General features: G+C 66.5%; 20 protein-coding genes. 9 read left to right on the forward strand and 11 right to left on the reverse strand.

Annotation, left to right across the window (positions count from 1 at the left end):
• Positions 1 to 265: 265 nt before the first annotated feature.
• Complete coding sequence (locus AB0O34_RS28880; protein WP_363920675.1) at positions 266 to 1,510, forward strand: pentapeptide repeat-containing protein; 1,245 nt, start codon at positions 266 to 268, stop codon at positions 1,508 to 1,510.
• 108 nt (positions 1,511 to 1,618) lie between these two features.
• Here AB0O34_RS28880 and AB0O34_RS28885 read toward each other — a convergent pair whose 3' ends face one another.
• Positions 1,619 to 3,013, reverse strand: coding sequence for an NAD(P)H-quinone dehydrogenase (locus tag AB0O34_RS28885; RefSeq protein WP_363920677.1), 1,395 nt, complete (start codon positions 3,011 to 3,013; stop codon positions 1,619 to 1,621).
• Between the two features lie 220 nt (positions 3,014 to 3,233).
• Between AB0O34_RS28885 and AB0O34_RS28890 the strand changes: the two genes are divergently transcribed.
• The gene (locus tag AB0O34_RS28890; RefSeq protein WP_363920679.1) at positions 3,234 to 3,686 is read left to right on the forward strand and encodes a gamma-glutamylcyclotransferase; all 453 of its coding nucleotides are present in this window, start codon (positions 3,234 to 3,236) and stop codon (positions 3,684 to 3,686) included.
• Positions 3,687 to 3,689: 3 nt separating this feature from the next.
• On the opposite strand, the gene AB0O34_RS28895 is transcribed toward AB0O34_RS28890, so the two are convergent.
• The 3 genes from AB0O34_RS28895 to AB0O34_RS28905 all read right to left on the reverse strand — a co-directional run bounded on the left by AB0O34_RS28895 (position 3,690) and on the right by AB0O34_RS28905 (position 5,448).
• Positions 3,690 to 4,544, reverse strand: coding sequence for a hypothetical protein (locus AB0O34_RS28895; protein ID WP_363920681.1), 855 nt, complete (start codon positions 4,542 to 4,544; stop codon positions 3,690 to 3,692).
• 22 nt (positions 4,545 to 4,566) lie between these two features.
• Positions 4,567 to 4,950, reverse strand: coding sequence for a beta-galactosidase (locus AB0O34_RS28900; RefSeq protein WP_363920683.1), 384 nt, complete (start codon positions 4,948 to 4,950; stop codon positions 4,567 to 4,569).
• Positions 4,951 to 5,025: 75 nt separating this feature from the next.
• Positions 5,026 to 5,448 (reverse strand): helix-turn-helix transcriptional regulator, encoded by a 423-nt coding sequence (locus AB0O34_RS28905; protein WP_363920685.1) that lies wholly within the window; start codon positions 5,446 to 5,448, stop codon positions 5,026 to 5,028.
• Between the two features lie 42 nt (positions 5,449 to 5,490).
• On the opposite strand from AB0O34_RS28905, the gene AB0O34_RS28910 reads away from it, so the two are divergent.
• Positions 5,491 to 5,835: a hypothetical protein gene (locus AB0O34_RS28910; RefSeq protein WP_363920687.1), complete on the forward strand. Its 345-nt coding sequence runs from the start codon at positions 5,491 to 5,493 to the stop codon at positions 5,833 to 5,835.
• Positions 5,836 to 5,949: 114 nt separating this feature from the next.
• Here AB0O34_RS28910 and kynU read toward each other — a convergent pair whose 3' ends face one another.
• Positions 5,950 to 7,134: a kynureninase gene (gene kynU / locus AB0O34_RS28915; RefSeq protein WP_363920689.1), complete on the reverse strand. Its 1,185-nt coding sequence runs from the start codon at positions 7,132 to 7,134 to the stop codon at positions 5,950 to 5,952.
• Between the two features lie 217 nt (positions 7,135 to 7,351).
• Between kynU and AB0O34_RS28920 the strand changes: the two genes are divergently transcribed.
• A complete protein-coding gene (locus AB0O34_RS28920; protein WP_363920691.1) occupies positions 7,352 to 7,870 on the forward strand; it encodes a winged helix-turn-helix domain-containing protein in 519 nt (172 codons plus the stop codon).
• A 101-nt stretch (positions 7,871 to 7,971) separates the two neighbouring features.
• On the forward strand, positions 7,972 to 8,280 hold the full coding sequence (locus tag AB0O34_RS28925; protein WP_363920693.1) for a transposase: 309 nt from the start codon (positions 7,972 to 7,974) through the stop codon (positions 8,278 to 8,280).
• A 153-nt stretch (positions 8,281 to 8,433) separates the two neighbouring features.
• On the opposite strand, the gene AB0O34_RS28930 is transcribed toward AB0O34_RS28925, so the two are convergent.
• Both AB0O34_RS28930 and AB0O34_RS28935 read right to left on the reverse strand, forming a co-directional pair.
• Positions 8,434 to 8,985 (reverse strand): transposase family protein, encoded by a 552-nt coding sequence (locus AB0O34_RS28930; RefSeq protein ID WP_363920695.1) that lies wholly within the window; start codon positions 8,983 to 8,985, stop codon positions 8,434 to 8,436.
• 517 nt (positions 8,986 to 9,502) lie between these two features.
• The gene (locus AB0O34_RS28935; protein ID WP_363920697.1) at positions 9,503 to 17,713 is read right to left on the reverse strand and encodes a polymorphic toxin-type HINT domain-containing protein; all 8,211 of its coding nucleotides are present in this window, start codon (positions 17,711 to 17,713) and stop codon (positions 9,503 to 9,505) included.
• Positions 17,714 to 18,240: 527 nt separating this feature from the next.
• Between AB0O34_RS28935 and AB0O34_RS28940 the strand changes: the two genes are divergently transcribed.
• A complete protein-coding gene (locus AB0O34_RS28940) occupies positions 18,241 to 19,044 on the forward strand; it encodes a purine-nucleoside phosphorylase (protein WP_363920713.1) in 804 nt (267 codons plus the stop codon).
• A gap of 142 nt (positions 19,045 to 19,186) precedes the next feature.
• Complete coding sequence (locus tag AB0O34_RS28945) at positions 19,187 to 20,818, forward strand: phospho-sugar mutase (RefSeq protein WP_363920699.1); 1,632 nt, start codon at positions 19,187 to 19,189, stop codon at positions 20,816 to 20,818.
• A gap of 7 nt (positions 20,819 to 20,825) precedes the next feature.
• On the opposite strand, the gene AB0O34_RS28950 is transcribed toward AB0O34_RS28945, so the two are convergent.
• The 4 genes from AB0O34_RS28950 to AB0O34_RS28965 form a co-directional block, all read right to left on the reverse strand.
• The gene (locus tag AB0O34_RS28950) at positions 20,826 to 21,446 is read right to left on the reverse strand and encodes a PH domain-containing protein (RefSeq protein ID WP_363920701.1); all 621 of its coding nucleotides are present in this window, start codon (positions 21,444 to 21,446) and stop codon (positions 20,826 to 20,828) included.
• Positions 21,447 to 21,512: 66 nt separating this feature from the next.
• Positions 21,513 to 22,592 (reverse strand): adenosine deaminase, encoded by a 1,080-nt coding sequence (locus tag AB0O34_RS28955; RefSeq protein WP_363920703.1) that lies wholly within the window; start codon positions 22,590 to 22,592, stop codon positions 21,513 to 21,515.
• 152 nt (positions 22,593 to 22,744) lie between these two features.
• Positions 22,745 to 23,098: a cupin gene (locus AB0O34_RS28960; RefSeq protein WP_363920705.1), complete on the reverse strand. Its 354-nt coding sequence runs from the start codon at positions 23,096 to 23,098 to the stop codon at positions 22,745 to 22,747.
• 45 nt (positions 23,099 to 23,143) lie between these two features.
• Positions 23,144 to 23,794, reverse strand: coding sequence for a hypothetical protein (locus AB0O34_RS28965; protein WP_363920707.1), 651 nt, complete (start codon positions 23,792 to 23,794; stop codon positions 23,144 to 23,146).
• Positions 23,795 to 24,009: 215 nt separating this feature from the next.
• On the opposite strand from AB0O34_RS28965, the gene AB0O34_RS28970 reads away from it, so the two are divergent.
• Both AB0O34_RS28970 and AB0O34_RS28975 read left to right on the forward strand, forming a co-directional pair.
• The gene (locus tag AB0O34_RS28970) at positions 24,010 to 24,402 is read left to right on the forward strand and encodes a MarR family transcriptional regulator (protein WP_363920709.1); all 393 of its coding nucleotides are present in this window, start codon (positions 24,010 to 24,012) and stop codon (positions 24,400 to 24,402) included.
• A gap of 75 nt (positions 24,403 to 24,477) precedes the next feature.
• The gene (locus AB0O34_RS28975) at positions 24,478 to 24,828 is read left to right on the forward strand and encodes a PRC-barrel domain containing protein (RefSeq protein ID WP_363920711.1); all 351 of its coding nucleotides are present in this window, start codon (positions 24,478 to 24,480) and stop codon (positions 24,826 to 24,828) included.
• Positions 24,829 to 24,861: the final 33 nt, after the last annotated feature.

Raw genomic sequence — 24,861 nt, forward strand, 5'->3', positions numbered from 1 at the left:
TCTTCCGGTTTTTCCGTTTGGCCTCGCCCTTTGGGGGTTGTGGTTTTCTTCCCGGCCCTTTGTTCATCTCCGCGGGGGGGCCCCCCCCCCCCCGCCGGGGCTCTTCACGTGTACGAACCGTCGCTTCACCTGTACGAGCCTCGCGAAGGCCGATCTTCCAAACTGCTGCGCGTGGCCGGGGATGGCGAAAGCGATCTGCAAGGGACGCGCAACCCCGCGTATATGATCCGCTGCCACACTCGGCGCAGTTGTCGAGGAGGCTGCGTTGCGTCGTCCCATCCCCCTGGCCCTGGTTTCCGGGCTGTTCTTCCTGGCCGTGCCGGCCCTGTCCGCGTCCGCGTCCGCGCCGGGGTCCGCGACGGTCGCGCTCGCGGCGGCGGAGGCCGTGCTGGCCGCGCCGTGCAAGCCCGGGTCGGGCCCCAAGCTCCGAGGCAGGAACTTCACCAACGGGGCCACGCTCCCGTACAACCTGCGCTGCGCGGATCTGACCAACGCCAAGCTGGACGAGGTCGACTTCACCCAGAAGGACCTGACCGGGGCCATCCTCCGGAACGCCTCGATGAAAGAGGCCGACTTCACCCAGGCCCGCCTGGAGTACGCCGACATGAGCGGCGCCGACCTCTCGGACGCCGACCTCGGGCAGATGCACGCCAAGCACGCGACCCTGCGAGGGACGATCCTCACCGACGCCCACGGCGGCCAGGCCGAGTTCCCGCACGCCGACCTCACCGGGGCGATCATGGCCAGGGCCGAGCTGACCCAGGCCAACCTGACCGACGCGACACTGGTCGACGCGGACCTCAACGAGGCCACCCTGGGCCAGATCGAGGCCAGGAACGCCGACTTCACCAGGGCCAAGCTCCGCGACGCCAAGCTCGGCCAGGCCAAGCTGCAGTTCGCGGTCTTCAAGGGCGCCAACCTCACGAAGGCGGAGCTCGTACAGGCCGAGTTGAACGGCGCCGACCTCAGCGGGGCGACGGTCGAGAAGGCGTCCTTCATCCAGGCCGACGACGTCAACCTCACCGGAGCGCTCGGCACTCCGGCGAACGTGCCGGACGACGCCGTCGGCAGCACGTCCAACCTGCCCACGGGCTCTGAAGACGCGGGCGGCACCGATCCGCTCCGGCCGCTGGTCACGCGCGGGAGCGGCGGGCTGGGCCTGGTGCTGGTGATCCTCAGCGGCGTGGGCCTCAGCATCACCCTGATCCTTTGGGGGCTCTCACACCGGCGCAGGGCCGAGCGGGCGACGCGGTTCGCCGCCGCGCGGCGCGACGCGGAGGAGGACGTGATCAGGCTGGGCGAGGAGATCGACTCGCTCGACTTCGACTACAAGGTGAACCACATGACCACCAGCGGCGTGGACCCGGACTGGCGCCGCGCGCTGGACGCCTACGAGGCCGCCAAGCAGTCGCTGAACGTCGCCCAGAGCGTTCCCCAGCTCGCGGGCGTGGCCGCGGCCGTATATCACGGCAGGGAGGCCCTCGGACGCGTCAGATCCCGTCTGACGTGACCGGGCGGGACGTACTCACAAGAGTCGGCTCCCGTCTGACGTGACAGGGCGGGACGTACTCGGGTGCGTCAGACCCGGCTGACGTGCTCGGCCGACGGGTCGCCGTGCTCAGATCACGGTGGACTTGACGGGCAGCATCAGGCGCCTGGCCGCCTCGGTGATCGAGCCGGCCAGCGACGGGTAGACCGCGAACGTGTGGGCGATCTGGTCGACCGTGAGCCGGTGCTGGACGGCCAGCGACAGTGCCAGGATCAGCTCGGACGCGCGCGGGGCGACGACGACGCCGCCGAGCACGATGCCGGTGTGCGGGCGGCAGAACAGCTTCACGAAGCCGTCGTTGAAGCCCTGCATCTTCGCGCGGGCGTTGGTGGCCAGCGGCAGCTTGACGACGTTGGCCTCGACCTCGCCGGCCTCGATCTGCCGCTGCGAGACGCCGACGGCGGCGATCTCCGGGTCGGTGAAGATCGTAGACGCCACGGTGGCGAGGCGGAGCGGCTGCACGGCCTCTCCCAGCGCGTGCCAGACCGCGATGCGGCCCTGCATGGCCGCCACGGAGGCGAGCATGAGCACGCCGGTGCAGTCGCCCGCGGCGTAGACCCCGGGGGCCGAGGTGCGGGACACCTTGTCGACCTGGATGAAGCCGTTCTTGTCGAGGGTGACGCCCGCCTCCTCCAGGCCCAGGCCGGAGGTGTTGGGAATCATGCCGACGGTCATGAGGCAGTGACTGCCCTCGGCCGTGCGGCCGTCCTCCAGGGTGACGACCACGCCGTGCTCGGTGCGCTTGACCGAGGAGGCCCGGGACTTGCCCATGACGTTCATGCCACGGCGCCGGTAGACCTCTTCGAGGACCTCGGCCGCGTCGGCGTCCTCGTTCGGCATCATCCGATCGCGGGACGAGACGAGCGTGACCTGCGAGCCCAGCGAGCGGTACGCGCCGGCGAACTCGGCGCCGGTGACGCCCGAGCCGACGACGATGAGGTGCTCGGGCACCTCGTCGAGATCGTAGAGCTGCCGCCAGGTGAGGACGCGTTCCCCGTCTGGCTCGGCGCCCGGGAGCACGCGCGGCGTCGCGCCGGTGGCCACGATGACGACGTCGGCCCTGATGGTCTGGTCGCCCACGCGCACCACCTGGGGATCGACCAGGCGTCCCGAACCCCGGATGACCTCGACGCCCTCGGCGGTGAGCCTGGCGGCGATGTCGGCGGACTGCGCCTGCGCCAACTCCTTGACGCGTTTGTTCACCAGCGGCATGTCGACCTGGACGCCGCCCACGTCGCCGTCGAGTCCACCGGTGAAGTTGACACCGAGGGAGGACCCATCCAGAAGGGCCTGCTTGCGGACAGATGTGGCGATCATGGTCTTGGACGGCACGCAGTCGGTGAGCACGCACGCTCCACCCGGACCGTCCTGCTCGACCACGGTGGCCTGGGCTCCGAGCTGAGCCGCGACCAGCGCCGCCTCGTAACCTCCGGGCCCACCGCCAATGATCACAATCCTCGTCACATACCCCATTGTCCCGTATGGCGCGGGGTGCCCGGGGTGCAATACCCGATCAGATGCCACGAAGACCGGTAAAAAGCTCGATTCTCAGCGGAAAACCCCTATGAATCCACCGATGCGGACCCTCGTCACCGTAAGAAAGAAAGCCGCCACCATGTTCCTGGCGCGTGTTGGAGGCGCCTGGCCGGATCCGCACCCGGATCTTGGATTACTCTTGTGTGCCGTGCCTGTTTACGCCGCCTATGGCAGCAACATGGACCCCAAGCAGATGGCCCAGAGGGCTCCCCACTCGCCCATGCGCGGGACTGGCTGGCTGCAAGGCTGGCGCCTGACCTTCGGCGGCGAGGACGTCGGCTGGGAGGGCGCGCTCGCCACGATCGCCGAGAGTCCCGATGAGCACGTCTTCGTGGTCCTCTACGACGTCCCCGACTGGGACGAGCCCTCGCTCGACCAGTGGGAGGGGGCCGCGCTAGGGCTCTACCACAAGGTCAAGCTCCGGGTGGCGACCCTCGACGGCGAGATCGTCGCGTGGTTCTACGTGCTCGACGGGTACGAGGGCGGCCTGCCGTCGGCGCGCTATCTCGGCATCCTCGCCGACGCCGCCGAGAAGGCCGGAGCCCCCGACGACTACGTCACCGACCTCAGAAGCCGCCCCTGCACCTCAATCGGCGACTGACCTTCAACGGTCCTCGATCAGAACGGCTTCTCCTGACACGGTGACGGTGTCGCCGGGCCGTACGAGCGTGGTCGTCCCGTCCAGCCGCCGCACCTCCCGGGCCTTCGGACCGGCCGTGGTGGCCGCCGTCCCCGTGACGGCCCACCTGATCGAGGCGGTGTGACCGGGCTCGGGCTCCGTCATGGTGAAGTCGCACTGCCAGACGTTCTCGGGGAGTCCGATCGCCAGGCCGTGACCGCACGATCGGCTCTCGGCGTGGGCGAGCCACCGTTCGAGTTGCTCCACGGCCAGCGCCGCACGGGTAGGAGCGCCTCCCTCGGCCTGCAGGACGATCGGGATCTTGGTGCCGCCCCAGTTGTAGAAGTACATCCTCTCCAGGTTGACGTTCCGCGCGTACAGCCCGGTGAGGAAGAAGCGCACGGCGTAGTCACGGGCGCGCTCCTCGTCGAGCCGGCTCTCGAGGGGGATCGAGTAGGCGGTGCCAGTGCTCCACAGGCGCGGCTGGATGCCCGCCTCGTGCATCGCCCGATCGACCGTGGTGGCCAGCTCCAGCATGCTCTCGGGCGGGTCGGAGGCGGTGCGCTGGTACAGCTTGATGCCCGCGACGTCGCAGTGACCGTACCCTCCGAGCTGCGCGAACCGCTGGAGGACACGTCGCCCCTCGGGCGTCCACAACTGCCCCATCCCCGGGCAGACGACGGTGGCCTCGGGGTCGGCCGCCCTGATGATCCTGCGGGCCCGCCGCGTCATCTCGACCAGCTTCTCGACGCTGCCGGCGTAGAACCGGCGATCGTTGGCGAGCACCCACAGCTCGTACGCCTCGACGCGCTCCCGGTAGCGGGTGGCGACGGCGCGCACGAACGTGTCCCAGTCGGCGAGGTCATCGGGCGGCGAGGCCCTGGAACCGTCCGGGTACGGCGCGGGAGGGCCGCCGGGGGCTGGCCCACGCGGGCGTGCCGCCCATGACGAACAGCGCCGGCAGCCCGGCGTCGTGGGCTCCTCCGACGAGGCGGTCCAGGACCGTCCAGTCGAACTCGCCCCGCTTCGGCTGGATCTGCGCCCAGCGGGTCTCGCTGTCCCACAGCCGCACCCGCCTACCCGGAAGCCCGGCATGGTGCCGGTGGAGCTGTTCAGGGTGACGCCGAACAGCGTGCGGGGCACCGGGGCGGCGTCCAGCGTCCAGGCGGGCCCGGCGATCCACTGCGCCGCCCGGCGCGGGGGCTGGGACGGGGCCGCCGTGCTGCCTCCGAGCACCGCGAAGCACAGGATCACCACTGCCGCACCCGCCAGCGCGAGCCCCTGACGTGACCCGAAGCGCTTGGGCGCCGGCCCGGGAACCTCAGGTGCCTCGATCCACCGGCCGGGGGCCTCCCGCACCTCGGCCTCGGGCGTGTCGAAGATCTCGGGCACAAGGAAGCCGGGCGTCGCGAGACCGGCCGGCGCCACCGGCCCCGATGCCTCCATCCCCATCTCCGCCTCCGGACGCTCCAGAACCAGGGACAGGACGGGCGGTGCCGACTCCATGGCCGAAGACGCGGCGGCCTGCGTCCACCGCCGGTACAGCCTCCTGCTCGGCCTTGGTCGCGCCGCACGCTCTCGCGATGCGCTCCAGCGGCCCATAGCTGTCCGGGACGATCTCGCCCCGGCAGTAGCGGTGCACCGTGGACCGGCTCATCCCGGTGCGGCGCCCAAGCGCCTCGTACGTGCGGCCGCCCCGGAGCTTCAGCTCTGACAGCAATTCGGACAGCCGCTCCGCCGACACTCAGCCACCTCGTCTCACCGAGCCGGCCGCGTCGGCTGGGGGGTGTCCTTCAGCGCGTACGGGCGGGACGTGGAGCTTCGCAACGGCAAGGCCTTCAACCACAGTTTCGCCGCGATCACGGCTGCCACCTACCAGACTGGAGACCAGGTGTGGGCCGATCGCAGCCTGAACGCGATGGGCAGCGACGTCCCCACGCACTTCTACGATGACAACATCGTGAGGAGCCGGGGCGGCTGGAAGCAGTGCGGCCCCTTCACCACGTCCACGTCGGACCAGGTGATGAACTGGAACACCGACACCCAGCACCACTTCGCGGCGCGTGCCTGTTTCCGTCCCAAGGACGGCCGCCCGAGCGTCTGCGGCGAGTGGTACGTCGACCGGTCCTGAACAGCGGCTTCCCGTATCGCTACGGCTGGGCTACGAGGGCGTCCAGTGGCAGTAAGAGCGTCTTCGAATGAGATCGCGAGGAGCCGGTGGCACCGCTCCACCGGCTTCCTTGCTTCAGCGTCCCGCGGCCAGCACGTCCACAAGACACTGGGCGGCGCGGAGGGCGTCGGTGTGGCGGTTGTAGAGCGGGGCGAAGCCGAAGCGGAGGACGTCCGGGGTGCGGAAGTCGCCGATGACCTCGCGGGCGGTCAGCTCGACGATCAGCGCGCCGGCGTTCGGGTGGCGCAGTGAGACCTGGTGGCCACGGTTCCCGTCGCGCGGGGTGACCACCTCGACGGCGCCCCCGAGCAGCTCGTCCACGCACTCCATGAAGAACCCGGTGAGCGACAGGCCCTTGGCCCGTACGTCCGCGAGGTCCACGCCCTCCCAGACCTCCAGCGCCGCCTCCAGGGCCAGCAGCGACAGGATGTCGGGGGTGCCGGCGCGGGCACGGGCGATCCCCGGGGCCGGGTCGTACTTGTCCGCCATGGCGAACGGATCACGGTGGCCGCCCCAACCGGACAGCGGCTGGCGGAACGACTCCTGGAGCTCGCGCGGCACATAGATGAAGGCCGGCGCCCCCGGGCCGCCGTTGAGGAACTTGTACGTGCACCCGACGGCCAGGTCGACACCGAGCGCGTCCAGTTCGATCGGGAGCACGCCCGCGCTGTGGCACAGATCCCACACCACGCGCGCGCCCACCGAGTGGACCCTGGCCGTGAGGCCGGCCATGTCGTACAGGCGCCCGGTCTTGTAGTCCACGTGGTTGAGCAGGACCACCGCCGTCTGGTCGCTCAGCACATCATCGAGCTCGTCCACGACGACCGGACGAAGCACCGTGCCGGTCAGCTCTGCCACCGACTCCGCGATGTACCCGTCGGTCGGGAACGTCGCCGCGTCCACCACGATCTCCCGCCGCCCCGGCGACAGCCGTACCGCGGCCACCAGGGCCTTGAAGATGTTGACGCTGGTCGAGTCGGCCACCACGACCTGCCCGGGGGCCGCGCCCACCAGCGGGGCGATCTTCTCCCCCACCCGCTCGGGCGCCGTCCACCAGCTCTCCGGCCACGACCTGATGAGCCTGCGCCCCCACTGCTCCCGCACGACCTCCTCGACCCGCCCGGCCACCCGCCGAGGCGGAGCCCCCAGCGAGTTGCCGTCGAGGTAGACCACTGCGGGATCGAGGTCGAACTCGTCACGGAGATGCGCCAATGCGTCCACGGCGTCCAGCTTCGCCGCCCGCTCGATCAAGTCGGTCATATGCGCATCCCTCTCCAGGGCCCCGCCCAGCAGCAGGGACACATCTCCAGGCAGGGTACGCAACGCGCCGTCATGCGGCCACAACACCCCACCGGTGGAAGTCACCTCCAGGCTAGAGCTTCAAAGGTGAGGGTTAGGTGTCCTCACCTGCGGGTGCGCTGGCAGCCGGTTGTTGAGGTGTTACGCCCGGGTCATGAGGTATCCCGATGGTGGTGGGTTGACCGCCGAGCAGCGATTACGCCGGGAGCAGGTGCGGATGCGGACGGCGGACCGGTTCGCCCAGGGTGCCACTGACGCGCAGGTGGCGGCCGAGTTCCGGGTCTCGCTGATGTCGGCCGGCCGGTGGCGGCGGGCGCTGGAGAACGGCGGACGCCAGGCGTTGGTGTCCAAAGGAGCCGGCGGGGCGGTGTGCAAGCTGGACGACGCCCAGCTGGCGCACCTGGAGCAGGTCCTGGAGGCGGGGCCGATGACCTACGGCTGGCCGGACCAGTGCTGGCCCCTGGCCCGGATCGCCGAGGTGATCGAGAAGGTCTTCAAGGTGGGCTACACCCTGGGCAGGGTGTGTTACCTGCTGCACCGGCTGGGCTGGAGCTGGCAGGCCCCCGCCCGGCGCGCCGCCGGACGCGATGAGCAGGCCATCGCCGGCTGGAAGGACGAGCAGTGGCCGATCATAAAAGGCTGGCGGCGCAGCAGGGGGCATGGCTCTGCTTCGAAGACGAGGCCGGGCAGAACCTGAGAGGGCGGTTCGCGAGTTGACGCCCGCTATGTCGTAGTGTGATCGGGCGAATCTGTAGCGTTATGCCTGGCTGGTGGGCTTGGGTGTGCTGGGATGGCGGCGTGAGTGAGCGCAAGCCGTACCCGAGCGACTTATCCGACGAACGGTGGGCGTTGATCGAGCCGGTGATCACGGCGTGGAAGGCCGCGCACCCGTCGGTCAGCGGCCATCAGGGCGGCTACGCGATGCGGGAGATCGTCAACGCGATCCTCTACCAGGGCAGGACCGGCTGCCAGTGGGACTTCCTGCCGCACGACCTGCCGCCCCGCAGCGCGGTCTACTACTACTTCGCCAAGTGGCGCGACGACGGCACCGACCAGACGATCCATGACCTGCTGCGCTGGCATGCAGGGAGAAACGGGGGCGATTAGCCGACCCGAGCCTGGTCGTGCTGGACACCCAAAGCGTGCACGCGGCGGCCGGAGTCCCCTCCTCCACGACAGGCAAGGACGCGGCCAAGCGGGTGCCCGGGCGCAAACGCGGCCTGGCCGTGGGCGTGCTGGGCCTCTGCCCGACCACCCCGCCTACCAGCAGATTCTCGCCGTCTTCGCCGACGTCGGCCGGCCTCTGCGGGCTCGCGACCTGTGCGAGACCCTGGATCTGCCCATCGTGTCGAAGAACACCGAAAACACCACCGGTGGCGGGGTGCCGGCCAGGTCCCGCAGAAAGCCGTTGATCTGGTCATCCAGGGCCTGTCCATCCACGATCTGTAGTACTCGGCGGATGGTGCGCTCGCTGGGCGGCTCATACAGTCCGGTCAGCGGGTTGCGATACACCCCCAGGCCGGCCAGCACCGGCTGGGGCGCGTGGTCGGCCCACTGCTGGATCCCGTTCAGCGAGTCACCGCTCACTGTGACCACTGCACAGGCCACCACGGCAAGGACCGAGGTCAGGCTATGCCGCCGGCCATGCCGCGAGCGTGGGTCACCAAGGCGGCCGAACCGGGTCAGAAGGTCGCCACGCCGCGCTGGATCGGTGACGGCTTCCCCGATGTCCAGCCCACGGAGCGTGGTGATGGGCGAAGATGACGCCACGCGCACGGTTTCCTCCCGAAGACAAGCGGCGTGAAGAACCACTGATCTTCAGGTATGGAGGCCGTGCCCTTCTTGTTTTTGGCCACTCATTACGACTTCATCCCCGCGATGCCGCCGAGACCGGGGCAAAGCTCAAACTCGCCGGGGCCCTGGTGTGAGCAGAGGGCGAAACTAGTTCATGCATGTCACGCACTACAAGATTCGATCATTCATCAAACCGCCAGTGATCTGACCTGATTATGTCGGCGACCCATTCTCCGACATGGGAACCACATGCCGAAAAATGAGAGACTCAACTTCAGCTGCCGCCCTTCGTATGCGATGTCCTTCAACATCATCATACAGGTAACTAGAGGAGTCGATCCAGGAGAAGAGCCCCACCAAAAAGTGGACCAGCGTTTTAGGAAGAGCCGTCTCCATTTGCCACGCATCACCGACTTCCACTAAGGCGCTCTTGAGATTCGATAACACTCGTTCCTCCATACCCCGCCCTAAGCGCAAATCGGTTATTAGCTGATCCACTATACCCCGAAAGCGAGATTCCGCTTCAACTTTCCTGTCAACCACAATCAGAGACATCCCTAACCGCGTGCGGTGGTACGCTACCCTCGATTAAAACCTCTTCGGACTTCATGGCATACCCACGCCCCTTCCAATCGAGGAGATAAAACAGCCGAGCCTCATGCGTTGACAGATCAATGATACTTCCCTCTACGCCGTCGAGATCTATTTCTACGAGTCGATTACCCGAGCGCGCAGCCCAACTCTCAGCTATATCACGATTGCGGGTTGTAGAAATAAATTGACTAGTGAATCCGGGTCGCGACCCAACCCTAACATGTTCGTCGATACTCACGTTCCCATAAGGATCTTTTGGCTTCAGTCCAACGGCGAGATCCTCATCCGGACGGATGACTCGATAGACGCGACCGCGCCCAGCATCGTTATGAACAAGTACCGCTCGATGTCCTGCAAAGACATAATACGTGTGCAGGTCGTCGATGGTGAGGTTGTAGACGCGCTCGTGGGCGGTCCACTTTTTGATGGCGGTGATCTGAACGTAGGTGCCTGCGCTAGTCTGCAGCCACATGCCTGGCTGGAGTTGGGCGGCATCAAGCCACTCGCCTAGCTTGGGCAACCAGAACGGATGCCCGTCCGTAGCGGTGATGGTGTCGGTAGCGGCTCCTCGATCACCGTCGATGGTGATGCGCACAAGGTCCTTGGTGCCGTCGCCCTTGATCAAACTAACGACCGGCTTGGCCTCTACGCGGCCGGTGGCGGGATCGGCCGCAAGCACCTGGTCGCCGATCTTGACGTCCTCGATCGGTTTCCGGCCGCCGTCGGCCATGAGGACTGGAGTGCCGGCGATGAAACTATTGGGAGTATCGGGACCGCATCCCGGATCCCCCCCGAAGTTACTGCCAGACGGCAGGCTGGGCGTGACGTTGTCGATAATCGTGCGGACAACATCGTCCGTGGTCTTGTTGACGATCGTTTCAACAGGCTGTGTAGTGCCGTTTCTCGGACCCTGCGGGGTGACGGTGCTGACGAAACCGCCGACCGGTTCCCATTCAAGCGGCGGAAGATTGTTAATGTCGTACTCAACAGGCTTTTCCTGATCCGGCTTGATGGCCTTGTCGTTCTTCTTGGGACCTGGCGCATCTTGGCTCGGATTTCCTTCGCAGCCCGGTATGTACTTATTCCATTTGCACACATTCGCCGGATTGTCACCACAGAGTGGGTTGTGTGGATCCGCCTTACAATTAAGAGGTCCACCCCCGTTAAGCTCAGCCGTGCCCTTCGGCTCCGGGTACTTGGGCTCATGCCCCTTAGGCGTCTTGGGCTGCCCAGGACTGGGGGTTGTGCTCTTCGGTTTCTTGGGAGTTCCCGTTGGGGTGTCATCCGACGGATCGCCAGGAGGGGTAGGAGGCTTCGGCTTGTCCTTCGGCTTAGAATGAGTCTTCATCTGTTGCTTTTCCCGGTTCAGCGTGTCCGCAGTGGGCACATTGGGCACGGAACGCTGCCCGTGATACTTCTGAAGCTCCTGCTTCTCTTCCTTTAGTCTCTGCTCCTCGGTCTTCGGCGGAGGGGGACAGTAGAAGTCGGCGGTTTGCGTACTACGTCCCACGGAAGATGAGCAGTGACCATAAGGATCGATGCGCGTCAGAGGATTGCCGTTGGCATACGAGTACCGGTTCAGTCGTCCCGATGGGTCGGGGGACAGGTTCCAGTCATCCCGGGAGGTGAAGCCGCCAGTTCCCGGCTGGTACCAGCGGGCATTCATGTTGACTTTCCCAGTTTCCGGATCCGTCCACTCGCCTTGGTAACCGAGGGATCGACGGGTGCCGGTTTGCGCGATCACCTGCCCGAAGGGGTCGTATGCTGTCGAGTCAACGAGGGCTGTGCCGGAGAAGGTGCCCACGACGTCGCCGTGCTGGTCGCTCATCACCCCGAGGGCCGGACCACCGGCCTCTTGCAGTGCGAGCAGGGTGCCGAACGGATCACGCCCGTACTTGCCCTGGATCGTCCCCGAACCGTCGGCGGCAGAGGCGATGTCGTTGTCCAAACCCGAATACGTGAATTGTTGAGTGCTGCCGCTTTTCACACGAGAAGAAAGACGACCGAGCGCATCGTAGGTGTAAGTTGCATCTCCATCCGAGATCAGCCGATCGAAAGCGTCGAACGACAGATTTCGCGTGGTGCCTGCTTTCGTCTCAGTCGTCAGGGTGCCGCGCGGGGTGTAGGTGTACTGACTGCCACCCCCGGAGATCAGGCGGTTGCGCTCGTCGTAGACATAGGTCTGATCTCCGGCTTTGGTCCGGTTGCCAGCGGCATCCCAGGTATAGGCGGTGACGTTTCCGGTTGCCGCGGTCCACGACGTCAAGCGTCCGCTCTGGTCGTAGCCATAGGTGTTGGTGCCTGCTCCGGCCGTGCCGCTTGTGGCCTTGGAGGTTAGCTGGTCGTCCTTGTTCCACCCATATGTGATCTTCGCCAGCTGGCCACCTGAGCCGTTCTTCAGCGTGTGGGTGCTCAACCGGTCAATGTCGTCGTACGTAAACGCTTGGGTGGTAGCGGGGCCGGCCGACACCAGCGATGTGAGACGGTCAGCGTTGTCGTACCCATAGGTGAACGAGCGACCGGATATGGGTTCCGCAGCCGTGGCCAGCCGGTCCACGTCATCCCAGGTGAAGGTGGCGGTGCCCGTAGTGTCGTTCCGCTGGGTCGGGTTCCCATGGGAGTCGTAGGTGTAAGCCGCGACCTGGCCGGAAGGCTTGGAGACTTTCGTCAGCAGACTTCGGTCGTTGTACTCAAGCGTGTAGTCGCCGATCCCTGTCAGCCTGTCTGCGAGGTCATAGACGTACGACCGCTCAGGTGTGGCTACGTCGGCGCCGGTCCCGGTCTTCTTCACTACCCGTCCGAGTTCGTCGAACTGCCGCTCGATCCGGACGCCGCCCGGTTCCAGCAGCTTGACGGCGTTGCCTGCGGCATCGTAGACATCGGTCCACGTGCGGTCGGCCTGGTTGGGATACGCCGACGTGGACGGCTCCACGGTGGACTCGGCCAGGCCGAGGGTGTTGTACGTCGTCCATACCGTGTTGTCCCGGCCGTCCGTCGTACGCGTCAAAGCCCCAACCGCGTCGTAACCGTAGGTAGTGGTGATGGTTTCGGACGACGTTACGGGCTCGACCAATCTCACTAGGAGGTTGGTCGCGTCATAGCTCCGGTGAGTGGTGTAGCCCTCCGGGGTGGTGGCGCTGGTCTGGTTGTCGGCCGCGTCCCACCCGTAGGAGAAGGTGCGCAGGGTCGAGCCAGCGCTGTTCAAATCCTTCGCGGTGAGCTGACGACCTGCGAGGTCGTACTCGGCCGTCGTCGAATTGTTCAACGGGTCGGTCACCTTGACCGTTCGTCCCGCCAAGTCGTAGGCGAAGGTCGTGGCATGCCCGAGCGGATCGGAAACGGAGGTAAGCTCTCCGGCCGCATTGACCCCGTAGGTCGTGGTCTTGTTCCCCGGCGCCACAGCCTTAGTGAGATAACCCGCGTTGTTGTATTGCAGCGTGGTGGTGTAGGCCGCGGATGCGGGCTTACGTTCCACTTGCGTATGCGTGATCAGGCGGCCGAGATCATCGTAGGTCCCCTCGACCCGGGTGCCTGTCGGGTCCACCGCCGCGAGAGGCTCTCCGAGCAGGTCATACTCGGTCACCCACTGACCGCGCTGTTGACCTCCAGAGGCGGGATCGGTGACGCGCACCAGGTTGCCCAGCGCGTCATACTGACCTGATGTGCTGAAACCACGCGCGTCCGTCACTCCGGTCAACCGGCCGGCGGGGTCGTAGGCGTAGTCCACCTTCGGGGTCACCGTGGCTCCGCCGCCTGGTGGGGTGTACGCCGGTCTCGTTTCCGAGATGACTTGGTCCGCCTTGTCGTAAGCGGTGACGGTGGTGCGGTTTTCGGAGTCGACGACATGGGTGAGGCGGCCCGCACCGTCGTATCCATAGCGGCTCACAGGTTGCGCGGTCGCAACGGAGCCGATCTTTTCAACTTGGACCTGCGGCGCTTTTACCTCGACCAGCTGAGCCGCGGCGTCGTAGCGGAAGCTTGTCGTGAACTGCGCCGCATCGGCTCCGGTCAGATTGCCACGCGGGTCGGTAACGCCCGTGACCACGTTGCGATCATCGACCGTCCACGTCGTGATCAGGTCATCCGCGCCATTCTCTACCGATCGCCTGATGAGCTGGTCGGAGACGTTGTACGAGTAGTCGGTGACCTCCACTCGTGAGGTCCCTGCCTCGGTGCGCGTCACCTTGACGAGGTTGTCGTTGGCATCGTAGGCGTAGGCGGTCTTGAGACCCCGTCCGGCCGGAGCACGCGTCTCGGAGGTCAACCGGTTGGCGGCATCGTAAACGTAGTCCGTACGGATAAGTCCACCGTCGACCGACCGAGTGAGGTTGCCCGCTGCGTCGTACGTGAGAGCGCCGAGCACCGCGTCCACGCGTGTCGTCGAGCCGTTCAGGAGAACATCGTCAGCGATCTCTTGCGATAGCTGGTTGTCGTTGTAGTACGTGTACGTGCGCTTGCGCCCCATGGCATCGGTCGTAGAAGCGAGCCGGCCTCCCGGATCGTACGCGTAGGACTCCAGAACAACATCACGAGGTGTTTGGGGGCTGACGGGACTACCCGTCCAGTTCTTCAACGTCCGAGCGGCAATCTCACCTCGCGCGGTATAGGCATAGTCGAAGGTCGTACCCACCTGGTTCACGACGCGGATGCGGGAACCAGTGTGGTCCCAGGTGTAGGAGACGACGTCACCCACCGGGTCGATGACAGTTTCGACCCGTCCGTAGTCGTCATACGTGTAGGTATTGGTACGGCTCGGATCCGCGCCGGTCAGGTCAACTACGGTGTCGGTCAGCTTGTTACCGTCAAGGTCGTAGGTGTAACGCGCCTCTGGCGTGTGCGTAACGCCCGTGACCTCATTCTTCACCGGAGCGCCGGTATGGGAGACCAGTTGGCCCAATCCGTCATAAGCGAACGCGGTGGTCACACCGGTAGGATTGTCCGCGGAAATCTCCGAGCGAGTCTTCAATCGACCGAGTGAGTCGTAGCCATATTTGACCAACAACCCGGATGGCAATCTTCCCTCCGCCAGATCACCGGCAGGGGTGTAGCGGTAGGTCGACTCATTGCCCTTGAAGTCTTTGTACGACTTGAGCAGCCCGGCCGGCACGGTGCCGCCTCCGACCGCCTGCTCGCTGCCGTCGGTGTAGGAATAGGTCGCCGACCTACCGCTCGGAAAACCCGAGGTGGCAGGAGTCTTCTTCGCCGACACCTCGCCATAGGACGTGTAGTCCCAGGTGGTGGCGTAGGTATTGTCCGATTCATCCGACGACCGCGCATCTCGTGACGCGATCATCCCATTGTTCCGCGCATCGAAGTTGTCGTCGGTGTTCAGGTAGTAGCTGTAGTAGGCAGTCTGACAATTGCCCGAGGCACGGCACGTCTGGCGTCCGATGATATTGCCGCGGTCATCATGGAAGAGCTGAGTTGTGTTCCCGTTTCGGTCGGTGACCTTGCCGAGGTAACCACCGGTGTCGTATTCGTAGGTGGTCGTCTTGCCGACTTGGTCGGTTTCACGGGTCACACGTTGGGCGCGAAGCGAGTCGTGAACGGAGACGAGCGTTCCGTTGTGGGGATCAGTGATGGTGATGGTGGCCTGCGGGTCGCCTTCAGGGTCTTCGCTGTACTGCAGCGTGCTGAGCTTCCAAAGGCCACCGTTGGAATCGGTGTGGGTCTGCAGGCGACCGCCGTCGGCGGAGTAGGCGTTGTCCGCCCATACTCGACCCGACGGCAGGGTGGCCTTTGTCATCTGCGGGGCTGCCACGCCCGCCTGGTAGTGAGCGCGGATCTCCGCAGCGGGCAGCGAGCGGCCGTAGATTGCGACCTCGTCGATGTCGCCCTTGTAGGGGAACACCTGCTTGGAGGTGGTGGAAGACGGCCATGTAGCTGAGGTGTGACCCGAACCCAAGCGCGTGTAGAACTGATCGCGGTGGTCGATGGTGCCACTGCGCGTGCCGACGGCCTGCCCGTCGAGGTACAGCGTCTGGCTGCTGCCATCGCCCGACAGCGCCACGTGATGCCACTGGTCGTTGTTCACCAGGCCAGTGGAGGTGATCGGGTTGGCTTGGCCGTTCCAGAACTGGCCGCGCAGCTTGCCGTCGGTGCCCACGTACACCACCGGGGTGAAATTCGTCGGCGTGCCAGAGGACGCATTACTGTGACCCAGCACGACACCCGAGCCGGTGGTCTTGAACCACGCCTCGACGGTCAGGTAGCCTCCCCGGCCGCTGATCGCGGAATCGGGAAGCGAAACGTAGGAGCTGGAGGCCGACGTTCCGGCGAACCTTACTGCGGTGTCGGCCGATCCGCCGAGTGCTCCGGTCACCCCCACGGTCGCGTCATAGGCTCCGCTGCTGAAGAAGGCATCATCGTTACCGAGGTCCCAGCCGACCGCACTGGCCAGTTTGGAATTCTTGGCGCCGGTTGCTTCGTCCAATCGCCAGTAGCTGGAGGGCACCGAGTTCAGCACGCTGGTGCTGTAGCGGGAGGTGTCGGAGTAGGCGTAGGTAGTGCACGCGGTAGCCGAACCCGGCCCGCACACCTTGACCAGCTTGTCCCCGTCATAGGTGTAGGACCAGCTCAGCGGCGCCCCGTCCACCGGGTCGGTGGACAGACTGCCCGCGTGGCCGCCGCTCCAGGTGAAGTACAGAGACCGACCACCGGTCGAGGTGACCTTGGCGAGCTTGCCGTCGGTGCCATAGACCAGGTCCTGGGCGCGGGCCCGGTTGTCGGTCACCTTCACCACCCTGCCCTGCGCGTCGAAGACATAGGAGGCGGAGGACTTGTCCATCAGCCGCCACCCACCACCGGTCACCGTCGCCAAGGTGGCGTAGGTGCCCTGTGGTGGCGCGTAGCTCCCGTCCCCCATCGCACCGAACCGCGACTGGCTGCCATTGGGATAGCTGACCAGCACGGTCTGGGTTTGCGGCTCGTCCACGAGTCGCATGTCCCAACGGGTGCTCCACCCAGCGCCGAACATGCCATCGGTGCGCGGGTCCAGGCTGTTGTAGGTGCGAGTGGCAGCCAGCGGCGGGCCGACGGTGGCCACCGAGGCATCGGTCACGGTCTGGGTGTAGTTGCCCACCACATGGTTGAACTCCCGGCCGCCGGTACCGCTGCCGAGCAGGGAATTGATCGATGGCTGCTCGGGCTGAGGCGTCAAAGTCATCCACGACGAGGTGGCGATCAGACTGTTGGAGGTGTCCTGCGCATTAACCGACCACCAGTAGCTCTTGCCCCACTTCAGCTTGCCGGCCGGGACGACCCATGTACCGCCATTGGTCCACGAGCTGCCGGTACACCAATCCCAGCTACCTGACGGGCCGGACGGCCCGGAACAGATCTGGAAGTAATAGGACACCCCGCCGCCGGTGGCCGAGTAAGCCGAGGCCTCAAGCGTCGGTGTCAACGACCCGGCCAGCGCATCATTCCGTGGCCAAAAACCCTGGAAAATTGGAGGCTGCGGCTGCGATGCCACGTAACACAGCCCGAGGTCTTGCCACGCCGTCGTCGTCATGGGCGGCGAGTGTTGAGGATCCCTGGTCGCCCGAAAATCATGCGCTTCGGTCATCCCTTGGGTGGTGTTGAAATACGAAACCGTGGCACCCACCGAGTAGTTCGAAATCGCCGACCACGCAGAGTAGTAACAACTCGAAGCAGCCGCGGCAGAGCCGTTCGCCGACGTCAGCGCACCAGATGCCCGCTTAGCGGGGATCAGTGAAGGGGAAGACCACCCACCGGGGGCGTTCCCGTTCTTGCCAGCGTCCGGCCCCTCCTTGGCTAGGACATCCCGGGACGGGGACGGCGGAGGTTTCAAACCGCCCTTGGCGGGTTCCTTGGAAACCTGATGCCGGACCTCCAGCGGCAACGCGCCCTTCGGCGGCTTTCGCTCCGTTTCCGCTATCCCAAATGACTGCGCATCCGCTTTGGTCGACTCCGCCGACACCAAATGCGGCAGGCCGGCCGCCGAGCCGGTTTGCTGAACAGGCGTATCAACATCAGCGGCGGACACCTGAACATCCGATTGCCCGACAGAGTTGGCCGAAGCAGGCGGCGTCAAACCGTCAGGTACGCCGACTCCTGAAATGAGCACCACCGACGCGGCCAGATACGTGGAAAAGAGACTCAATCGTCGACGCAACCCCGAACGACGCATAGGTCGCCCCTTCTGTAGGCATGCCAAAGCACCAGGGCGCCGCCACGCAGCGATTACCCCGTCTATTCGCAGGAAGCTGAAGGAAACCTGTGGAGATCACTTGGAACGTATGTGGAAACTTCTGCGCCTTCAATGGTGATCCATGTCACATGACACCTAGACAGCACACCGCTACGAACTGTCATTTATCGCATCAGCAATCGGTGAGGATGAAACCCGAGAAAGCGCTGATCAAAGGCTCCTCGGATGTCGAGCTGTTATGGTGATCACTAAGCGCTCATCACAGTTCAGGTATTTGAAATGGTTCCGGTCCGGGCGGCGGCGGCATTTCAGCCGGATGAGAAAGACCCGTAGAACGCGAAGAAGCCGGATGCTCCTACAGCCGCGTCCCGGCGTTTGCGAGGCGGTGGCCGGACCTCGTCGTCACCGTCGGCGGCAGCCGTGTCCTTCTCCGTAAGGCCCACCATCGCCGGCAGCCGGTCGGCCGCTGTGTTGATCTTTACATTCGGGTTGTAGCCTCGGTGGTCGTGAGTAGTGACGCCTATGAACTCGCCGCGGAAGCCGCGGGTGCGCTGAAGTCCCTTACCGGTGTCGAGTCGTTCGACGTGGCGCTGGTCATGGGGTCCGGGTGGGTGCCGGCCGCCGACGCCATCGGCACGACGATCTCCGAACATCTGGTGACCGAGCTGCCGGGCTTCGCGGCCCCGGCTGTCGCCGGGCACTCCGGAAAGGTCAGGGCCGTCGAGACCGAGTCCGGCAGGAAGGCGCTCATCTTCCTGGGCCGCACCCATCTGTACGAGGGCAGGGGCGTGGACCTGGTCGTGCATGGGGTGCGCACCGCCGTCACGGCCGGTGCGGGCACGGTCGTGCTGACCAACGCCGCCGGGGGTCTGCGGCCCGAGGTTCAGAGCGTCGGCGAGCCCGTGCTGATCAGTGACCACATCAACATGACGGGCGCGAACCCGATCACTGGGGCCACCTTCATCGACCTGACCGAGGTCTACTCCAGGCGCCTGCGCGAGCTGGCCCGCGAGGCGGACCCGTCGCTGGCCGAGGGCGTGTACGTCGCGTTCCGCGGCCCGACGTACGAGACCCCGGCCGAGATCCGCATGCTCCGCGCGCTGGGTGGTGACCTGGTCGGCATGTCCACCGTGCTGGAGGCCATCGCCGCGCGTGAGGGCGGGGCCGACGTGCTCGGCATCTCCCTGGTGACCAATCCGGGAGCGGGCCTGGTCGGCGAGCCGCTGAACCACGAGGACGTCCTCGAGGTCGGCAAGGCGACGGCGGCGCGGATGGGCGTCCTGCTGGCCAAGGTCGTCAACAAGCTCTGAGAGCCGACCCAGCTGTCCTCGCCCGGTCCACTCCCGGCGCAGGAGAGGCGGTGGCCGCTCCTGCCCGGTGAGGGGCTACATTGACCCGGTTCGGTCTGCTGGCCGGCTTCTTACGTGAGTTTGATTGGGCTGAAGGGGCGTTATGTCTGATCTCGTGCGGCGGGCTGAGGAGTGGCTGGCGCAGGACCCGGACGCGGAGACGCGGGCGGAGCTCCAGGAGATCCTCGACAGCGGTGACACCGCCGAGCTTCAGGACCGTTTCGGGGCCAAGCTGGAGTTCGGTACGGCCGGCCTGAGGGGCGAGCTGGGTGCCGGGCCGAACCGGATGAACCGGGTGACGGTCATGCGCGCGGCGGCCGGCCTGGCCAGGCGGCTCGGGCCGGGCAAGCACGTCGTCATCGGGTACGACGCCCGGCACAAGTCCGACGTGTTCGCCCGTGACTCGGCGGCCGTGCTCAACGGAGCCGGGCTGCGCGTCTCCCTGATGGGCCATCACTGGCCCACCCCCGTGCTGGCCTTCGCCGTACGGCACCTGGGCGCCGACGCGGGCGTCATGGTGACGGCGTCGCACAACCCGCCCAGGGACAACGGTTACAAGGTGTACTGGGGCGACGGCGCCCAGATCGTGCCTCCGCTCGACGTGGAGATCTCGGAGGCCATCGACACGGTCGGGCGCGTGGACCGACTCCCGCTGGGAGACGAGTGGGAGACCCTGAGCGACACGGTGATCGTCCGGCCCTATCTGGCCGCGGTGAGCGCCCTGCCCCTGGGCAATGCCCGTGACCTGCGGGTGGTCTACACGCCGATGCATGGCGTGGGCGGGGAGGTCCTGCTTCGGGCCTTCACCACGGCCGGGTTCGAGACGCCGTCGGTGGCCGAGGCGCAGTTCGAGCCGGATCCGGACTTCCCGACGGTCGCGTTCCCGAACCCGGAGGAGCCGGGCGCGATGGACCTCGCGCTACAGCTCGCGGAGAAGGTCGGCGCTGATCTGGTGATCGCCAACGACCCCGACGCCGACCGCTGCGCCGTGGGCGTGCCCACTCCGGACGGCGGCTTCCGCATGCTCACCGGTGACGAGGTCGGCGGCCTGCTCGGCGAGTACGTCATCGACCACACCTCGGGCCCCGCCCGGCTGGTGGCCGCCTCCATCGTGTCGTCCTCGCTGCTCGGCAAGATCGCCATGGCACACGGGGTACGGCACGCCGAGACGCTGACCGGTTTCAAGTGGATCGTGAAGGCCGGGGACGGGCTCGTCTACGGCTACGAGGAGGCGCTCGGCTACAGCGTCGGCTCCGACCAGGGGCTGCCGGTACGGGACAAGGACGGCATCGGGGCGGCGCTCACCGTCGCGGGAATGGCCGCTCAGGCGAAGCGCGAGGGCAGGACCCTGCTCGACCTGCTCGACGACCAGGCTGGTAAGTACGGGTTGCACGCGACCGCGCAGCTCTCGGTCCGCGTGGACGATCTGTCGCTCATCACGGACGCCATGGAGCGGCTGAGGTCGAACCCTCCCCGGGAGCTGGGCGGCCGGGCCGTACGGTCGGTGGACGATCTCAGCACGGGCGTCGACGGCCTCCCTCCCACGGACGGGCTCCGCTACCGGCTGGACGGCGACGCCCGCGTGGTGGTGCGCCCCTCGGGCACGGAGCCCAAGCTCAAGTGCTACCTGGAGGTCGTGATCCCGGTCAGCGGCGACATCTCCACCGCGAGAACCCAGGCCGCACAGGACCTGGACTCCCTCAAGTCCGACCTCTCAACAGCCCTCGGACTGTGAAACCGGGTCAGGCGAGGATGAGGGCGGCGATGACGAGGATCAGGGCGGCGGCGAGGACGCCCAGGGCCGAGGGGGACCAGTTCGTGGTCAGGGGGAGCCGCTCGCCCGTGGCGCGGGACTTCTTCTCCGCCGTCTCGGTGAGCTGCTGAGCGACCCAGTCGGCATGCGTGCGGCCGGCCATGACCTGCGCCGCCGCCTGCTCGGCCTTGGACAGCTGCGGCTGGGTGCTGGGATAGCGGCCCGACTTGGCCGGGACGGCGGGAGCCCCGCGCCGCACCGCCTTGGCCCGCTCGCGCGCCGACGACTGGGGCGTCCAGCAGCGCACGCTGTCGTCGCCCGACTCGATGATGATCGCGTGGGAGACGTGGATGCCGTCGACGGCCTTCCACGGGACGAAGACGTTGCGCAGCGGGTTGCGCACCAGGATGCCGTCCTCCCCGGCGAGGATGCCGGGGCGCAGGCAGCCGACGAAGACCGCGGCGGTCAGCACGGCGAGCACCGCGCCCGCGACGAGAGCGGACGGGATCGTGCCGTTGGCGACCAGGTCGACGGCGTTGAACGCGGCGAACACCATCCACACCCAGCCCAGAACCCAGGCCGTCTTGGACCTGAAGATTTGTGGCTTCACCGCTCGCTCACCGCTACCTCTCCGTTCAGCAGGGCGGTCACCACGCTAACGCCTCCGGCGCAGTGCTCAAGCCTGCCACTTGAGCCGGGCGAAGCCCGGCTTGATGACGCCGTTGATCAGCGCCAGCCGCTCGTCGAACGGGATGAACGCTGACTTCATGGCGTTGACTGTGAACCACTGCAGATCGTCCCACTCGTAGCCGAAGGTCTCGACGAGGTTGGCGAACTCCTGGGACACGCTGGTGTCACTCATCAACCTGTTGTCGGTGTTGACCGTCACGCGGAAGTGGAGACGGCGCAGCAGGCCGATGGGGTGCTCGGCGAGCGAGGGCGCCGCGCCGGTCTGGAGGTTGGACGTCGGGCACATCTCCAGCGGGATGCGCGTGTCGCGCACGTACGCCGCCAGGCGTCCGAGCTTGGCGGTGCCGTCGGTGGCGACCTGGATGTCGTCGATGATGCGCACGCCGTGGCCGAGCCGGTCGGCGCCGCACCACTGGATGGCCTGCCAGATCGACGGCAGCCCGAAGGCCTCGCCCGCGTGGATCGTGAAGTGGGAGTTCTCCCGCTGCAGGTACTCGAAGGCGTCCAGGTGCCGGGTGGGCGGGTAGCCGGCCTCGGCGCCCGCGATGTCGAACCCGGCCACGCCCACGTCGCGGTAGCGCACGGCCAGCTCGGCGATCTCCATGGAACGCGCCTGGTGGCGCATCGCGGTCAGCAGCGCCCCGACCCGGATGTTCCGGCCCTCGGAACCGATTTTGAAGCCCTCCAGCACGGCCTCGACCACCTCGTCGAGGCTGAGGCCCCCGGAGGTGTGCAGCTCGGGCGCGTACCGCACCTCCGCGTAGACCACACCATCGTTGGCCAGGTCCTCCGCGCACTCGGCGGCGACGCGCACCAGCGACTCGCGCGTCTGCATGACGCCGTCCGTGTGGTCGAAGGTCTCCAGGTAACGCTCCAGCGACCCGGAGTCGGACGCCTCGCGGAACCAGGTGCGAAGCTCCTCCACGTCGGTCGTGGGGAGCCGGTCGTAGCCCGTCTGGCGGGCGAGGTCGATGATCGTCTCCGGTCGCAGGCCACCGTCGAGATGGTCGTGGAGAAGAACCTTGGGGGCCTTGCGGATCTCGTCAAGCGTGGGCTGCTGAGTCATCGAAACATCCTAAGGAGTCTTTTCGCACATGATGGCCCACGGATGGCGTATCCAGACGGAGCACCGCCGGAGCCGCCGGTCATCCGCCGTACGACCCGCGTCGAGCTGCCGGTCCCACCGGCGGGCGACGACCACCTGGGATGATCGCCCGGCTACTCGTCGCGGTTCACGGTGTCGGGCGAGAAGGCGGGCATGCATACGGCGACGTACTCCGCGCCCTCGGGGCCGACGGTGTAGCGGATCTTCTCGCCGGGGAAGCTGACGAACGCCTCGCCCGCTGACGCCTCGGTCACGCCATCGTCGTGCTCGATGACGACGGTGCCGCGCAGCACGAGGGTGTACTCGGTGAACTCGGGGGTCTGGGCCGGCTCCTCCCAGCCCGCCGGGGCGGTCATGTGGGCGATGGACACCTGCTCGTCGCCACTGTTGACGCGGCCGACGTACTCGTCGATGACCTTGCCGCCCGGCACTGGGATGCGGGTCGCGCCCGCTATTTTGCGTACCACGCGACAAGTCTATTGAGCCGCGCGCTTCGCCCGGCACGTCCCGATCTAGTGGGCGATGTCGATGACCAGCCGCGACGGGTTCGACTGCTCGGTGACCCGAAACCCCGCACGGTGGCGCAGCACGATGGCCACGGTCACCACGCCCTCGAAGTCGCCGGCTCGCACGACGCCGGTGACGTTGCCGAGGTCGGGCTGGAGCATGGGGGTCCTCCCCCAGGTGGGCTTGCCGTCCTCGGTGTGCGCGCTGGCCGGGGTCAGCGTGGCCTGGAGATAGGCCCCGCCCTTGACGTCGACGGGCTCGCCGGAGCCGTCCTCGATGAGCTGCTTCACCCAGCCCACGGTGTACCCCGTACTGGCGCCCTGCAGGTCGATCACCACCCGGTCGTACCCTGGGTGGGCGGCGAAGCGTGCCCCCTTGACCAGGGGCGGCCTGGCGGGCGCGCGTTTCACCTCGACCTGCCTGGTGCCGGTGGGCGGGGGCAGCTCGGACGAGCCGGTGGACGGCGTGACCGTGGCCGTCGTGGGCGTCGAGGGCGTCGAGGGCGAAAACGCGGAGGCCGACGGGGAAGCAGGGGGCGGAAGGACGGCGGGCGACGACGCCGCGGGGGTGATCGCCGCCCCTGACGGAGAGCCAGGGGTGGTGCCGCAGGCCGCGACGAGCGCGAGCGGCACAAGGGCGGTGGCGATCCTCTTCATGGGCTCGGCTCCTCGACTGCGTTCACCAACTCCTTAGATGCCGAGAATGCCTCAGCGGTTCGCGGCGAAACTCCCGATCCCGAAAATGTGTCCGAAGTGCCCCTGTACGTGCGAGGAGTAGGCGGGGGTCTCCACATTCGAGGAGGCAAATATGGGCCAGGACATTATATGCGCACACATTAAATGCACAACCACTTAATGCGTGTGCATCTAATGTGCGTGCACGCTATAGTCCCGGCATGGAAGAGCTCGACGTCGTGAACTCATGGCGTGAGTTGCTGGCCCGGCATGCGGCCACGTGGTGCACGCTCGAACGCGAGCTGGGCGAGAAGCACGGGTTGGGCGTCAGCGACTTCGAGGTCCTCGACCGCATGGCCGAGTCGGAGCACGGCGGCTACCGCGTCCAGGAGCTCGCGGACACCGTCCACCTCAGCCAGAGCGCGCTGTCGCGGCTGATCTCGCGCCTGGAGAAGGCCGGGCTGGTGTGCCGCAGCATGTGCGCGGAGGACCGGCGCGGCGTCTTCGTCAAGATCACCGAGGCCGGCATCGAGCGCCACCGCCAGGCTCTGCCGACCCACCGGGCCGTGCTCAGCACGTCCCTTTCTTGATCGCCGGCCGCGTTTAGCGCGGCTACTCTGGGTAGTCGAGGGTTATCACCGTCTCGACGACAGGGAGTGCGACATATGAGCGAGTCCTGGACCTACCGCGAAGGCGTCGCCCCCGACCCCGACCTGAGCCTCATCGGCTACGACGTCGAGGCCACCGATGGCAAGGTCGGTCCGGTGGACGAGGAGAGCAACGTGGCCGGGGACAGCTACCTCGTCGTCGACACCGGTCTTTGGATATTCGGCAAGAAGGCCGTCGTGCCCGCCGCCGCGGTGACCCGGGTCGACCCCGAGGAGAACAAGATCTACCTCTCCCGCACCAAGGAGGAGATCAAGAACGCTCCGGAGTTCGACGAGGAGACCTACAAGGACCCCGCCTACCGCCAGAAGATCGGCGACTACTACGGCCGCTTCTCTTACGCTCCATAAGCGCTGACAGGGCTCTCCTCACTTCGAGGAGAG

The sequence above is a fragment of the Sphaerisporangium sp. NPDC088356 genome (genome assembly GCF_040685555.1).
Taxonomy (GTDB): domain Bacteria; phylum Actinomycetota; class Actinomycetes; order Streptosporangiales; family Streptosporangiaceae; genus Sphaerisporangium.